At 71.0% G+C, this 13,729-nt stretch carries 11 protein-coding genes; 3 read left to right on the forward strand and 8 right to left on the reverse strand.

All coding sequences use genetic code 11. The features are described from left to right. Window positions 1-74: 74 nt before the first annotated feature. Complete coding sequence (locus ABD262_RS05655; protein ID WP_344132434.1) at window positions 75-662, reverse strand: DinB family protein; 588 nt, start codon at window positions 660-662, stop codon at window positions 75-77. 250 nt (window positions 663-912) lie between these two features. On the opposite strand from ABD262_RS05655, the gene ABD262_RS05660 reads away from it, so the two are divergent. Then, window positions 913-1,245 carry a hypothetical protein gene (locus ABD262_RS05660; RefSeq protein ID WP_344132437.1) on the forward strand — a complete coding sequence of 111 codons (333 nt, stop codon included), beginning with the start codon at window positions 913-915 and terminating at the stop codon, window positions 1,243-1,245. Window positions 1,246-1,311: 66 nt separating this feature from the next. On the opposite strand, the gene ABD262_RS05665 is transcribed toward ABD262_RS05660, so the two are convergent. From ABD262_RS05665 to ABD262_RS05680, 4 genes are all read right to left on the reverse strand, one after another. Beyond that, window positions 1,312-2,166, reverse strand: a complete 855-nt coding sequence (locus ABD262_RS05665) for a carbohydrate ABC transporter permease (protein WP_344132440.1) — start codon at window positions 2,164-2,166, stop codon at window positions 1,312-1,314. Beyond that, window positions 2,163-3,317: a carbohydrate ABC transporter permease gene (locus ABD262_RS05670; protein ID WP_344132443.1), complete on the reverse strand. Its 1,155-nt coding sequence runs from the start codon at window positions 3,315-3,317 to the stop codon at window positions 2,163-2,165. The genes ABD262_RS05665 and ABD262_RS05670 overlap by 4 nt, the downstream gene beginning before the upstream one ends. A 100-nt stretch (window positions 3,318-3,417) precedes the next feature. After that, complete coding sequence (locus ABD262_RS05675; RefSeq protein ID WP_344132446.1) at window positions 3,418-4,662, reverse strand: sugar ABC transporter substrate-binding protein; 1,245 nt, start codon at window positions 4,660-4,662, stop codon at window positions 3,418-3,420. Window positions 4,663-4,724: 62 nt separating this feature from the next. Next, window positions 4,725-5,762 (reverse strand): LacI family DNA-binding transcriptional regulator, encoded by a 1,038-nt coding sequence (locus ABD262_RS05680; protein ID WP_344132449.1) that lies wholly within the window; start codon window positions 5,760-5,762, stop codon window positions 4,725-4,727. A 197-nt stretch (window positions 5,763-5,959) separates the two neighbouring features. Here ABD262_RS05680 and ABD262_RS05685 point away from each other — a divergent pair, with 197 nt between their 5' ends. Next, window positions 5,960-8,041 carry an amylo-alpha-1,6-glucosidase gene (locus ABD262_RS05685; protein ID WP_344132452.1) on the forward strand — a complete coding sequence of 694 codons (2,082 nt, stop codon included), beginning with the start codon at window positions 5,960-5,962 and terminating at the stop codon, window positions 8,039-8,041. 63 nt (window positions 8,042-8,104) lie between these two features. Then, window positions 8,105-9,973 carry a 1-deoxy-D-xylulose-5-phosphate synthase gene (gene dxs / locus ABD262_RS05690; RefSeq protein ID WP_344132455.1) on the forward strand — a complete coding sequence of 623 codons (1,869 nt, stop codon included), beginning with the start codon at window positions 8,105-8,107 and terminating at the stop codon, window positions 9,971-9,973. Here the strand turns inward: dxs and ABD262_RS05695 are convergent. The 3 genes from ABD262_RS05695 to ABD262_RS05705 all read right to left on the reverse strand — a co-directional run bounded on the left by ABD262_RS05695 (window position 9,945) and on the right by ABD262_RS05705 (window position 13,698). After that, window positions 9,945-11,813: a helix-turn-helix domain-containing protein gene (locus ABD262_RS05695; RefSeq protein ID WP_344132458.1), complete on the reverse strand. Its 1,869-nt coding sequence runs from the start codon at window positions 11,811-11,813 to the stop codon at window positions 9,945-9,947. The two genes, dxs and ABD262_RS05695, sit on opposite strands and share 29 nt — an antisense overlap. 28 nt (window positions 11,814-11,841) lie before the next feature. Next, window positions 11,842-12,606, reverse strand: coding sequence for a 3-hydroxybutyrate dehydrogenase (locus ABD262_RS05700; RefSeq protein WP_344132460.1), 765 nt, complete (start codon window positions 12,604-12,606; stop codon window positions 11,842-11,844). 162 nt (window positions 12,607-12,768) lie between these two features. After that, a complete protein-coding gene (locus ABD262_RS05705) occupies window positions 12,769-13,698 on the reverse strand; it encodes a hypothetical protein (protein ID WP_344132463.1) in 930 nt (309 codons plus the stop codon). Between the last annotated feature and the right edge of the window lie 31 nt (window positions 13,699-13,729).

Below are 13,729 nucleotides of genomic sequence, written 5' to 3' on the forward strand. Positions count from 1 at the left end.
CCCGCCCACGGACAATCCGTATGCCGGGGACCGCCCTTCGGACTCGCCGGTCGTCCGCCGACCTGCCCGCCCGGTCAGCCCATCGTCTTCTGTCCGTCGAGCGCCTCGCGGATGATGTCGGCGTGGCCGGCGTGCTGCGAGGTCTCGGCGAGGATGTGGAGCAGGGTCCTGCGTGCCGACCAGGTCTTGCCCGCCTCGAACCACGGAGCCTCGGGGAGTGGGTGTGAGGCGTCAAGGTCGGGGAGGCTCTCGACGAGTGCGTCGGTGGCCTCGGCGACCGAATCATACTGTGCGAGTAAACCATCCAGCGTTTCCTCAGCCGTCATCCGGTGTGAGTCCATGAAGGCCTGCACGTGCTCGGGCGGGTTCTGCCAGTCGACGTCGTCCCAGTCGATGTCGGGACCGGGAGCAGGGCCGCTGACCATGAAGTCGGCCCACTGCTTCTCGGTGGTGGCGACGTGCTTGACGAGGCCGCCCAGGGTGAGCTCCGAGACGGTGGTGCGCTGGCGTGCCTGCTCGTCGGTGACGTCCCTGACGGTGAACCGCAGGAAGTCGCGGTGGCGCCGCAGTGCCTCCAGGAGGTCGGCGCGCTCATCGCTGGCGACAGGCCGCGCGGTGGCCGGGAGGGGGTGGGGGGTCGGGGTCTGGTCGGCTGTCGTCATGTCTCCACGATAGGGAGCCCTCAGGTCAGTTCCTGACCGCAGCCCGGACGCCTTTCGCGGTACACCGTGGGTCGGGCGTGGCGTATGATCGAACACATGTTCGAATCGTTGGAGGAGCTCGGTCAGTCCTCTGGCACGGCTGTCGATGTCCGCCTCGGCGCGCCGACCCGGTGAGGCGGGGGGCCGGACGGCGGGTCCCTCGCCCACCAGACCCGCGAGCCCCGCGGTGCCGCCGGGGTGGCCACCGCTGGTGCCACCCCCGGAGTCGCACGGCTGGCAGGTGCCCGCGGTGTCGTGGCTGCTCGACTTCTGCCCGTCCGAGTACCGGCTGTATGCCGGGTGGCGACGACAGCCGGTGGCGCTGGCCTGGATGACGACCCGCCACATCGACGCGCAGCTGGTCGCGATGCGGCAGGCCTACCGCGAGGTGCGTGTGGAGCTCGGCGACCACCTCACCAGCGAGGGACTGGCCCAGGTGCTGGCCGACCTCGAGACCGAGGGGGTGCGGCTGCTGGCCGCGCGACGCAGCGCGGGGTTGGTCTACGAGGCACTCCAGGGCAAGCGCTACGTGCCGCGGCTCTGAGGCGTCCGGCGGCCGGGCAGAGGTGTGCCGCCGTGCCCGACCGGGGCACGGCGGCATACCCAGGCGTCAGCCCTTCTCGGCACCCTCGTTGGCACCACGCACGAAGTAGCGCTGCAGGGAGAAGAACAGGATGGCCACCGGGATGGTGGTGAGGAGGGCGGCCGCCAGCTTCAGCGGGTACTGCGTTCCGGCTCCGAGCTGGCCGCTCGTGAGGCTGGCCAGGCCGGTGACCAGGGTCATGTGGTCGGGGGTTCCCTTGGTCACCACGAGGAAGTGCGAGAACTCGTTCCACGACCCCTGGAAGGACAGGATCGTCAGTGTGAGCAGGGCGGGTCGCGCCATCGGGAGTACCACCGACCAGAACGTCCGGAAGATGCTCGCACCATCCATCCGCGCGGCCTCCTCGATCGAGACGGGCACCGAGTCGAAGAACTGCTTCATGATGAAGACGCCCGCGGCATCCACGATGAGGGGCAGGATCATGGCGGTGTACGTGTCGTAGATGCCCAGGTAGTTCACCATCAGGAACTTGGGGATGAGCAGGGCCACACCGGGCACCGCCATCACGGCCAGCAAAGCGGCGAAGACGAAGCCGCGACCGCGGAACTGCAGCCGAGACAACGCATAGCCGGCCAGGCTGTCGAGGAAGACCCGCGCGCCCGTCACCACGACGGCGATGAGGACCGAGTTCTTGATCCAGGTGGGCGCGGGGACGTGGGCCGCGCCCTGGCCGAAGATGTCCTTCCAGGCGTGCAGGTCGAACGGGTTGGGAATGAGAGACAGGGGGTGGGCGGCGGCGTCGGGGTCGGTCTTGAACGAGGTCGCGATCTGGATGAAGAAGGGGTAGATGAAGAACACCGCGAACAGCACGAGGGCGGCATACAGGATCGCCTGCTTGGCGGGGCTGGTGCGGCTGTTCATCGTCCGACCTGCTTCCGACGACCGAACAGTGGTCGGCGTTCATCCTTGTCGGTCAGCGCCCAGCGCTGGGCCCGGGTCAGGACGACGATGATCACGAAGACCACGAACGCCATCGCGGCCCCCGAGCCGTACCTGAAGTTCTTGAAGCTCTGCTGGTAGCTGAGGAAGGCCGGGGTCAGGGTGGTGCCGTTGGGTGCGCCCGCGCCCATGACGTAGATCTGGTCGAACACCTGCCAGGTGCCGATCAGACCCAGGGTGAGCACCAGGAACAGTGCCGGCCTGATCATGGGGATGGTGACGTTCCTCAGCTTCTTCCAGCCGGTGGCGCCGTCGAGCGCCGCTGCCTCGTCGACCTCGACGGGCAGGTCCTGCAGCGCGGCGATGAACATCAGCATGAACGTGCCGGACGTAGTCCACACGACCAGGATGATGATCACCGTCATGGCGACCGACGGCCCGGCCACCCAGTCCCACAGGGACCGGCCCAGGACTTGGTGCTGCGCCCAACCGGGGTTGTCCACCCCGACCGCGTTGAAGAGCAGGCGGACCAGGCCTCGGTCGTCGATGAACCAGTTCGGCTGGCCCAGACCGAGTGCCTTGAGTAGCGCGTTGACCGCCCCCGTGCTCGAGAAGAGGAAGAGGAAGACCGTGGAGATCGCGATCGAGCTCGTGACCGAGGGGAAGTAGAACGCAGTTCGGAAGAAGCTCTTCGCCTTGAGCAGCCGGTTGTTCACGAGCAGGGCCAGGCCGAGGGCCAGCACCGTCTGCAGCGGAACCACGAACAGGACGTACCAGAAGGTATTGCCGATCGACTGCATGAAGTTGGACCGGGTGAGGCCGTCCTTGGCGAACAGGTCGGTGTAGTTCTTGGAGCCGACGAACTCGGCGCCGGGCCCCGGGTGGAACGGGTCCACCGACCCGTTCCAGTTGGTCAGGCTGACCCACAGCGCCATGACGATGGGGATCACGAGGAACAGCCCGAGGATGACGATCATCGGGCTGACGAACAACCAACCCGCGATCCCCTCCCGCCCGCGGAGGCCACCGCCACCGCCACCAAGGCGAGGCCGCTTCGTCGTGGCCGCCGCCACCTCAGGGACGAGGAGGCCCTGTTCGCTGGCCACAGGGCTGGGTTCGACGATCGGGGACATGGGTCCTCCTTGTCCGTGGTGCTTGGAGGTGCGGGGAAGGGGCGGACAGTGGGGTGGCGTGCGCCGTGCGGGTCGCACGCCACCCCCTGGCCGTGGTGGGTCAGCCTCCGAGCGCTGCGTTGCCGTTCTTCTGGAGGTCGCTCAGCCAGGCCTTCGGGTCACCGGAGGTGCCGGTCATGGTCCCCAGCTGGCTGTTGAACTTCGAGACCACGTCGTCGAGACCCGCCAGGTTGACGGGGCCCTGGCCGTAGGCCGCGCCTGCCACGAACGCCTTGCTGTCCGGGTACTTCTCGCCGAACTGCTGCAGACCCTGCGTCGTCGAGGGCATGACACCGAACGCGTCCGCGAACTTCATCTGCTGCTCGGGCGTGATCAGGCTCTTGACCAGGTCGACGGCGGTGGTCTGGTTGGGGGACTTGGCAGCGATGCCCCAGCAGTTGGTGAACATCAGGGTCCCCTTGCCGGCAGGGCCGGCCGGGAGCTCGACCGTCGTGTACTTGATGTTCGGGAAGTCCTTCATGCCACCAGCGATCCAGTTGCCCTCCATCGTCATGGCGGCCAGCCCCTTGCCGAAGGCCTCACCGCCCCAGCCGGAAGAGGGCTTGGTCTGCGTGTTGAACTTGAGGACGCCTGCCCTCATCAGCTTCTGGACCTCTTGGAGGCCCTGGAGGTTGCCGGGAGCGTCGGCGCTCATCTTGCCGTCGGTCACGACCCACCCCCCTGCCTGCTTCATGAAGGCACCGGACCGGTTGATGTCGTTGCCGATGACCAGGCCGGTGACGTTGCCCTTGGTGAGCTTCGTGGCCACCGACTCCAGGCCCGCCCAGTCCTTCGGGTAGTCGGCCTCCGTGAGCCCGGCGGCCTTCCACATGTCGGTGTTGATCTCCAGAGCCAGGGTCGAGGAGTCCTTGGGAGCGCAGTAGAACTTGCCGTCGTACGTGAAGGCCTGGACGAGGGAGTCGACGAAGCCCGCGTCCTTGACCTGGTCGCCGTACGGGAAGAGGTTTCCGGCCTTGGCGTAGGTGCCGATCTTGGAGGCATCGGTGTAGAAGACGTCAGGGGGGCTGGAGCTGGCAAAAGCCTGGCCGAGCTGCTGGCCGAGGTCTGAGGCGGCGATGACCTCGACGGTGTTGCCGGACTTGGATGCCCAGGCCGCCGCCGCCTCCTTGACCGCGGCGGTCTCGGGTGCACCGGAGCTGCCGATCATCACGGTCAGCTTCACCGGACCCTTCTTGGTGTTCTGGGTGGCCGAGCTGCTACCGAAGCCGCCACCTCCGCCGCAGGCGGTCAGCGCCAGCATGGTGGTGGCCGTCACGGCAACGGCAAGGGTTGGGATGCGCCTCATGGATGTGCTCCTCGGGTGGTGGTGCCGTCCGCCGGGTGTCGGACGAACTGGTTGGGTCGGGGTCAGGTGTTCTCCGGGCCGGTGCGGGAGGTGCTCTCGCGCACGGTGAGCGTCGGCGCCAGCAGGGCGGTGAGGGACAGGTCGGTGCCCTTCTCGTGGACGATCCGCCAGGCCTCGGCTGCCGCCTGCTGGAGGGGCTGGCGGAGGCTGGTCAGCTGCAGCGCCTCCGCGACGTCGCTGTCGTCGAAGCCCACCACGCCGATGTCGTGGCCCGGCTCGAGACCGCGGTTGCGGACCGCCCGCAGGGCGCCGAGGGCCAGCAGGTCGGAGGCGCAGAGGATCGCGCTGCCCGGACCGAGCCGCGCCAGCAAGCGGTCGGCCGCCGCGGTCGCGGTGGGCAGGTCCTGCACCGCCTCTTCGGCGATCGGGTCGTCGGCCAGGCCGGCCGCGGCGAGGCCGGCCAGCCAGCCGCGGCGCCGGTCGTCGCCGACGGGGGAGCCGTCCGGCCAGCCGAGGTAGGCGATCGAGGTGTAGCCCTGCTCGAGCAGGTGCCCGACCGCGAGCTCCATGCCGACGCGTCCGTCGACGTCGACCCACCGACCCATCTGCGGCTCGTCCCAGATCCGGCCGAACGTCACGAACGGCACGTCGTTCTGGAGCAGCCACGCGGGGCGCGGGTCGTCGTGCCGGGTGTCGCCCAGCACGAACCCGTCGACCAGGCCGGTGGACAGGATCTGGTCGTAGCCGGCGAGCAGGCTGGTCAGGTCGGGGGCGAAGGTGACCAGGTGGCAGCTGTGGTCGGGGGCCGCCACGGTCAGCTCCACGAGGAAGCCGTCGAGGATGTGACCCATCTTGCCGGCGCCGGACGGGTTGACCTCGAACCCGTAGGCCGAGGCCTTGCGGCGCCGGAGCTGCTGCGCGGCCGCGTTGGGCATGAACCCGAGCCGTTCGATCTCGCGGTGGACGCGGGCGAGCGTGCTGGGCGCCACCCGGTCGGGGTAGTTGAGGGCGTTGCTCACGGTCTGGCGGGACACCCCGGCCGCGGCGGCGACGTCGACGATCGTCGCTCGTCCGCGGAACTGCTCGGGTCCACTTGCCACAACCGCTCCCTTGCGCTGTGATCGACCGACGGGGCATGGTGAAGATGCTCTATTTGAACGTTCCAACTAGGCTGAATATGGCCCACGACGGGCGGTCCGTCAAGAGATCATGGCCAACACACCCCCTCGGGGACCTCGGGCGAGCCCGTGGGACCAGGAAGGGTGACCCACGAAGCTGCCCCGAAAGCGAGGCCCGCGTGACCACCGAGCAGAGCCCGCGTCAACCGTGGCTCCACGACCTGCGGATCATCGTCGACGGCAACGCCACGGCGTTGTCGGCGACCACGGGTGACGTGAGCCCCAGAGCCGGGCACGGGCTCTTCGTCGACGACGTGCGCCTGCTGTCCAGGCTCGAGCTGACCGTCTCCGGCGAGACCCCCAGCCCGGTCGCCTCCGAGGCCGGGGGTGCGACGGCCGAGTTCTTCGGCGCGGCCCGCGGGCTCGGCGACGAGGGACCCGACCCGACCGTCGAGATCCGCAGGGTGCGCACCCTGGTGGGAGGCACCCTGCACGAAGACGTCACGGTGACGTCGCGCGCCGCCCGCACCGTGCGCGCCGGGCTGCGGTTCGAGCTGGGGTCGGACGGACTCTCGATCGCGCGAGTCAAGTACGGCGCCTTCGACGCACCAGCCGTGACGCCCGAGCTCTCCGACGGCGTGCTGACGTTCACGACCGGTCGGCACCGCACGCGCGTCGACGTCGAGCCGGCTCCGTCCGGTCTCGAGGTCACCGCAGACCGCGCCGTCATCAGCCACGACGTCGTCGTCGAGCCCGGTGAGAGCCAGACCGTGCGGATCACCGTCACGGCCGCCCGGACCGCCGCCTCGGAGTTCGACGCCGACCCCGGCGGCGACGCCGTCACGTGGGGCGACATCCGCATCACGTCCGACGAGCCACGGCTCGCCCCGCTCGTCGCCCACTCCGTCGACGACCTGCGGCACCTCCTGCTCCGCGACCCGCTCGACCCGTCGGACGTCTTCGCCGCAGCCGGATCACCCTGGTACCTCACGCTCTTCGGTCGTGACTCGATCTGGGCGGCGCGCATGATGCTGCCCTTCGGCACCCAGCTCGCCGCCGGCACCCTGCGCGCACTCGCCCGTCGGCAGGGCACGCGACACGACGCCGACTCGGCGGAGCAGCCGGGCAAGATCGCCCACGAGGTGCGCCGCACGGCATACACGGGGTCGCCACGCAAGGGAGACCTGGTCCTCCCGCCGCTCTACTTCGGCACCGTCGACGCGACCGCCCTGTGGGTGACGTTGCTCGTCGAGACCTGGCGCTGGGGTCTGCCGGAGGCCGAGGTGCGAGCGCTGCTCCCCAACCTGCGGGCCGCGCTGGCGTGGATCACCACGGACGGCCAGCCCGACGACGACGGCTTCCTCAAGTACCTCGACACGACCGGCCACGGCCTCGCCAACCAGGGTTGGAAGGACTCCGGCGACTCGATGCGCATGCGCGACGGCAGTGTCGCCGCGGCGCCGATCGCCCTCGTCGAAGCCCAGGCGTATGCCGTGGAGGCGCTGCTCGGGGCAGCCGGCCTGCTCGAGGCGCTCGGCGAGGACGGGGCGGATGCGGCACGGGCAGAGGCGGTTGCCCTGCGTGAGCGGGTGCGCCAGGCGTTCTGGGTCGAGGGCGACGACGGCCGCTACCTCGCGATGGCGCTCGACGGCGCCGGCAAGCCGGTCGACGGGCTGGGCTCCAACATGGGGCACGTGCTCGGCACCGGCACGCTCGACGCCACCGAGGCCGCCACGGTCGGGGCGACGGTGACGGGTGACGAGCTGCTCGACACCTTCGGCGTGCGCACCCTCGGCACGGGCAACGGTGGGTTCAACCCGATCGGCTACCACACGGGGTCGGTCTGGACCCATGACACCGCGATCGTGGCGCTGGGGCTCGCCCGTGAAGGGCTGACGGAGCCGGCCGCCCGGGTGGCGCACACGCTCGTCGCGTCCGCGGAGGCGTTCGACTACCGCTGGCCCGAGCTCTACTCGGGTCTGCCGATGCTGGGTCGACCCTCTCCCTACCCGGCGTCGTGCCGCCCCCAGGCGTGGTCGGCGGCCTCGGCCGGCGCGATCCTCACGGTCGCCCTCGGTCTGCGGGCCGACCTGCCTGGCGGCGTCCTGCACGTCGACCCCCTCCGGCCCCTGCCCTTCGGCGCGCTCCACGTCGAGGGCCTGCGGCTGGGTGGGGTGCCGTTCTCGGTCACGGTCGGTCGAGACGGTGAGGTCGAGGCCACCGGGGTGCCGCAGGAGGTCCGGATCAGCGGGGGCGCATAGACTCGGGCGGTTCCCCTGCAGAGACAAGACCGCCTGTGGCGACGACAACCGGAAGGACCGCGCGTGGGAGTGCTCGAGACCATCACCGGCCCGGCCGACCTCAAGGCGCTGACGCCTGCCCAGCTGCCCGGGCTCGCGCAGGAGATCCGGGACTTCCTCGTCGAGTCCGTCTCCAAGACCGGCGGCCACCTCGGCCCCAACCTCGGGGTCGTCGAGCTGACCATCGCCCTGCACCGGGTCTTCGACAGCCCCCGTGACGCCATCGTCTTCGACACCGGTCACCAGTCCTACGTGCACAAGCTGCTGACCGGGCGCCACGACTTCAGCCAGCTCAAGAAGAAGGGCGGCCTGTCGGGCTACCCGAGCCGGGCCGAGTCCGAGCACGACGTCGTCGAGAACTCGCACGCGTCGACCGCCCTCTCGTGGGCCGACGGCATCGCCAAGGCGCGACGTCTGCGCGGCGAGGAGGGTCGACACACCGTGGCGGTCATCGGCGACGGCGCGCTCACCGGTGGCATGGCGTGGGAGGCGATCAACAACATCGCGGCTGACAAGGACCTGCCCCTGACCATCGTGGTCAACGACAACGAGCGGTCCTACGCCCCGACCATCGGCGGTCTGGCCGACCACCTCGCGACCCTGCGCACCACCCGCGGCTACGAACGGTTCCTCGACTGGGGCAAGAACACCCTGAGCCGCACCCCCGTGGTCGGCGGCGCGATGTACGAGACGCTGCACGGGATGAAGAAGGGGATCAAGGACATCGTCGCCCCGCAGGGGATGTTCGAGGACCTCGGGCTGAAGTACCTCGGTCCGGTCGACGGCCACGACGAGCAGGCGGTCGAGGCGGCGCTGCGCCGGGCCAAGGCGTTCGGCGGCCCGGTGCTGGTCCACGTGATCACCGAGAAGGGCCGCGGCTACGACCCCGCCCGCCGGGACGTGGGCGACCAGTGGCACGCGATCGGCAAGTTCAACCCCGAGACCGGGCTGCCGTTCGAGGTCAGCGGTCGGATCTGGACCGACGAGTTCAACGACGAGATGGTCGCGATCGGCCGCGAGCGTGAGGACGTCGTGGCGCTGACCGCGGCCATGCTCATCCCGGTCGGCCTCGACGGCTTCGCCGCCGCGTACCCCGACCGCGTCTTCGACGTCGGCATCGCCGAGCAGCACGCCGTGACCATGGCCAGCGGCCTGGCGTATGCCGGCCTGCATCCGGTCGTGGCGGTCTACGCCACCTTCCTCAACCGGGCGTTCGACCAGCTGCTCATGGACTGCGCGCTCCACAAGGCGGGCGTCACCTTCGTCCTCGACCGTGCCGGCGTGACCGGCAGTGACGGGCCCTCGCACAACGGCATGTGGGACATGACGATCGCGTCGATCGTCCCCGGCCTGCGGTTGGCCGCGCCTCGCGACGGTGACCAGGTCAAGCGACAGCTGCGCGAGGCCATCGACGTCAACGACGGACCGACCGTGATCCGCTTCCCCAAGGGAGACGTGGGTCCGGCGGTCGCCGCCGTCCGTCAGGAAGGGGGTGTCGACGTGCTCCACGAGACCTCCCGGGAGACCTGCGACCTGCTGCTCGTCGGGGTCGGCGCGTTCGCCGCCATGGCCGTGGACATCGCGGGCAAGCTCGAGGCCCAAGGACATTTGGTCACGGCCGTCGACCCGCGGTGGGTGCTACCGGTCAGCGACGACCTCGTCGACCTGGCCCGCCGTGCCGGTGCGGTGGCCGTGGTCGAGGACAACCTCGTCAGCGGGGGCGTCGGCGCGGCCGTGAGCCTCGCCCTGCGCGAGGCCGAGGTCGACGTGCCGGTCCACCTCTACGGCATACCGAAGCGGTTCCTCGACCACGCGTCGCGGGGACAGGTGCTCGAGGAGATCGGCCTCACCGCGGACGCGGTGGCTACCTCGGTGGTGACCCGCCTGCGCTGAGCCGCATCAGGCGCAGCGCGAGCTGGAGCTCGAGGGACTCGTCGGGGCGCTGCCAGTGCGGACCGAGGAGGGCGGAGATCCGCTCCAGTCGCTGGCTCACGGTGTTGACGTGGACGTGCAGGTCGGTGGCGGCGTGCCGCGGGCTGCCGCCGGCGTCGAAGTAGGCCTGGAGCGTCTTGACCAGCTCGGAGCCGCGACGGGCGTCGTAGTCGAGCAACGGGCCGAGGTGCTGGCGCACGTAGCCGCTGACGTCAGGCGCCGAGCCGACGACCAGGCCCGCGAAGCCGAGGTGGCTGGCACTGGCTCCCGTGCCCGCCAGCCCCAGTGACACGAGCGCGGAGACGGTGCGGACGGCCTCCCGCCAGACGGCCGGCACGTCCTCACCCAGGGTCGTCGGACCTGCTGCGCCGACGGTCACCGTCGCGAGCCGGCTCAGGCGGCGGGCCAGCTCGGCGGCGGCTTCGTGCGGATCGCGCGAAGGCAGCAGCGCCACCACGTGGCCGTCGTGCTCGCCCACGACCGAGCCCGGGCCGGCCGCGGCGTGGGCGGCGAGCAGGAGGGTCCGGCGCGGGGTCTCGGGGTCGGCGTGGGCCACCAGCACCGCGTGCGCGCCAGCCGGGTCGATGCCCTGCGCCCTCGCCCGGGTGGCGAGCGAGGTGGGGTCGCCGCGACCGCTGACCAGGTCGGCCACGAGGTCGGTGCGGACGCGTTGCTCGGCTTCGGCCGCGGTCCGCTCGAACAACAGCACGAGGGCGCTCACGACCGAGGCGCGCTCGACGGTGCGTCGGTCGGCGTCGTCGAGCACCCCCACGCCGCCGAGGACGAGGGTGCCCAGCGGGGTCTGCGGTGCCTTGACGCCGATGGCCCACTGGTCCGTGCCGGAGTCGTGCGCGAGCCGCCCCGTGCTGTCCGTCTCGCGCACCGCACGCGACCTGGCCAGCGCGCCCGCGCTGCCGTCGTCGGGGAGCGGAGCCGACCCGTGGGTGCTGAGCAGCTCACCCTCCGAGCTCAGCAGGACGACCCAGCCGCCGAGCAGGTCACCCAGGGCCTTGGTGATGTCGTCGACGCCCCCACCGGCGAGCACCAGCTCGGCGAACCGGTCATGGGCCGCAGCGGCGCGCTCGACCCCGGCCGTGTGGCGCCGCACCTCCTCGGCGCTGCGGGTCTGCACGATCGACACCGCGGCCAGGGCCGCCAGTGACCCGAGCAGCGCCACCTGGTCGGGAGAGAAGGGGCGAGGTGAGCGGTTCGCCGCGAACAGCACGCCCACGAACTCGTCCTCGACGACGAGCGGCGTGCCACAGATCGAGACCAGCCCCTCGTCGCCGACGGCGCTGTCGATCGTCCCGGTGTGCTGGAAGCGGTGGTCGCGGAGGTAGTCGGCGCTCCAGTAGGGCTTGCGGGTCGACGCGACGAGTCCGCCCAGGCCGTCGCCGAGGGACAGCCGCACCACCTGGAACTCGGCGCTCACCGAACCGTCGGTCGCCCGCATGTAGGTGTCGCCGGCGTCGGGGTCGTACAGCGTGAGGTAGGAGACGTCCGTCCCGAGCAGGGCCCTGGCGCGTCGCACGATCGCCTCGAGGATGCCGCTGGGGTCACGCATGGCGGCCAGGTCGCGAGCCGTCTCCACGAGGCCGGTCAGCTCGGCCTCCCTGCGCCGCCGCGAGTCGAAGGCGGCCCGCACCCGCAGGGCCAGCTCGCGGGCCTCCTCGGCCTCGGCGGCTGCGGGATCGCCGGGTCCGGAGGGGTGGGGAGCCACCGCCTCGAGCTCGGCCGCCGGAGCCCCCTGTGCGAGCAGGCGCAACAGCGTCATCGCGGGGGAGTCGTCGTGGGCGTCCATCGAGTCGGATCCTAGGCGGCGGACCCGCTCAGTGGGCGGTCCAGCCGCCGTCCATCGAGAACGACGACCCGGAGACCGAGTCGGCGGCCGGGCTGCACAGGAAGGACACCAGCTCGGCGACCTCGTCCGGCTCGACCAGCCGCTTGAGGGCGACCGGCTCGAGCATCACCCGTTCGACGACCTCGTGCTCCGAGATGCCGTGGGTGCGGGCCTGGTCGCTGATCTGGGCCTCGACGAGCGGCGTGCGGACGTAGGCGGGGTTGACGCAGTTGCTCGTGACGCCGTGGGCCCCGCCCTCGAGCGCGGTCACCTTCGACAGGCCCTCCAGCCCGTGCTTGGCGGACACGTAGGCGGCCTTGAAGGCGCTGGCTCGCAGCCCGTGGACGCTCGAGACGTTGACGACCCTGCCCCAGCCCTGCTGGTACATGTGGGGCAGGACCCGGCGGGTCAGCCGGAACGGCGAGGACAGCATCAGCCGGATGATGAGGTCCCAGGTCTCCACCGGGAACTCGTGGATCGGGCTGACGTGCTGGATGCCGGCGTTGTTGACCAGGATGTCGACGGTCCCCGGCAGGGCGTCGACCGCGTCGAGGTCGGCCAGGTCCACCGCGAGGGTCTCGACCGCGCCGACCCCGTCGAACCGGGAGAGGCCGTCGGCGTCGCGGTCCACGGCATACACGCTGGCCTTGGCGGCGACCAGTCGCTCGACGCACGCGGCGCCGATGCCGCTGGCGGCCCCGGTCACCAACGCGGTCCGTCCGGAGAGGTCGAGCAGCGTCGGCGTCGTCGGCATGCGGTGAGACTAGGTGCGGCGTGAGGGCGCGATCATGTGTCGGCAACCCACAGTTGGCCGCGAACCAGTGTGGCGCGCGGAGGGATCCGCGGACCAGTCGCGACGGCCACGCGCGGCTCGACGGCGCGCCGCTCCGGTCCGGCACGTGCTGCGGGGTGCGGGTCAGGAGTAGGCGTGCACGGCGAAGGGGAGTCGGTCGAAGCCCGCCGGCACGTCGGGGCGCATGGACGTGTATGCCGTCAGGGGGAGGAAGGACGCTCCGGGGGAGACCACGACGAACCCGCGGGCGTCGAGGCACAGCACGGTGTGGTCGCTCTCGGACGAGCCGGGCTCGAGCGGCTTGCCCTCCAGCCGGTCGAGGGCAGCGGCGTCCTCGACCAGGAGGACGCAGTCGAGCCGCCCGATCGGGGACTCGACGGTCGTCAGGGCGGCCGTGGCGCCCGGCCCACGCACCTCGTCCAGGAGCTGGGGTGCCGCGGCCTGGGCCGTCGCGCTGGCCGAGGCCAGGTAGACGAGGCTGTCCGTCATGGTGTCGAAGAGGTGCGGCCGGTCCCCGGGGTCCTCGTCACCCGTGATCCTCGTGCACCGGGCCTCCTGGTGGAGGCACACCGTGAGGGGACCCCGCAGGACCGCCTCGCGCTCCGGCGGGGCGGTCGAGCCGGGCGTCGAATGCGTTTCGAGGTACACCTGGCTCCTGACGCTGAACAGCACCCTGGCGTGGGTCGGCGACCAGTTCATCTCGAACTCACCGAGGCCACCGACGGCGGTCACGGTGAAGGTGCGCCGCAGCACCGTCTCGGCGCGGGCCTGCAATGCCGACACGTCCGCGTCGGTCGCGGGCCGGACACCGGCCATCACCGGCGCCCACGACTCCCAGTCGGCGGGCGAGGCGGTGAACGGGGTCCACGCGCCGGTCGCGGCCGGGCCCGCGGTCGGGGGGCTGGCCGTGGCTGTCAGCGGACTCGACGACGAGGCTGATGCGTCCGTGGCTCCCGGCGCAGGGGCACCGGCGCGCAGGCACCCGGCCACGGAGAAGACGACTGCCCCCGCCACCAGGGCCGTCGCCACTTCCCGGCTCCGCCTGCTGTGCACGGAGTGACTATGGCAGCCGCTGGACCAGGAG

This window comes from Pedococcus bigeumensis, from assembly GCF_039531795.1.
Lineage (GTDB): Bacteria > Actinomycetota > Actinomycetes > Actinomycetales > Dermatophilaceae > Pedococcus > Pedococcus bigeumensis.

Coding starts and splice junctions, on each gene's coding strand:
- ABD262_RS05655 (WP_344132434.1), bottom strand. CDS start 662: ATGACGACAGCCGACCAGACCCCGACCCCCCACCCCCTCCCGGCCACC.
- ABD262_RS05665 (WP_344132440.1), bottom strand. CDS start 2,166: ATGAACAGCCGCACCAGCCCCGCCAAGCAGGCGATCCTGTATGCCGCC.
- ABD262_RS05670 (WP_344132443.1), bottom strand. CDS start 3,317: ATGTCCCCGATCGTCGAACCCAGCCCTGTGGCCAGCGAACAGGGCCTC.
- ABD262_RS05675 (WP_344132446.1), bottom strand. CDS start 4,662: ATGAGGCGCATCCCAACCCTTGCCGTTGCCGTGACGGCCACCACCATG.
- ABD262_RS05695 (WP_344132458.1), bottom strand. CDS start 11,813: ATGGACGCCCACGACGACTCCCCCGCGATGACGCTGTTGCGCCTGCTC.
- ABD262_RS05700 (WP_344132460.1), bottom strand. CDS start 12,606: ATGCCGACGACGCCGACGCTGCTCGACCTCTCCGGACGGACCGCGTTG.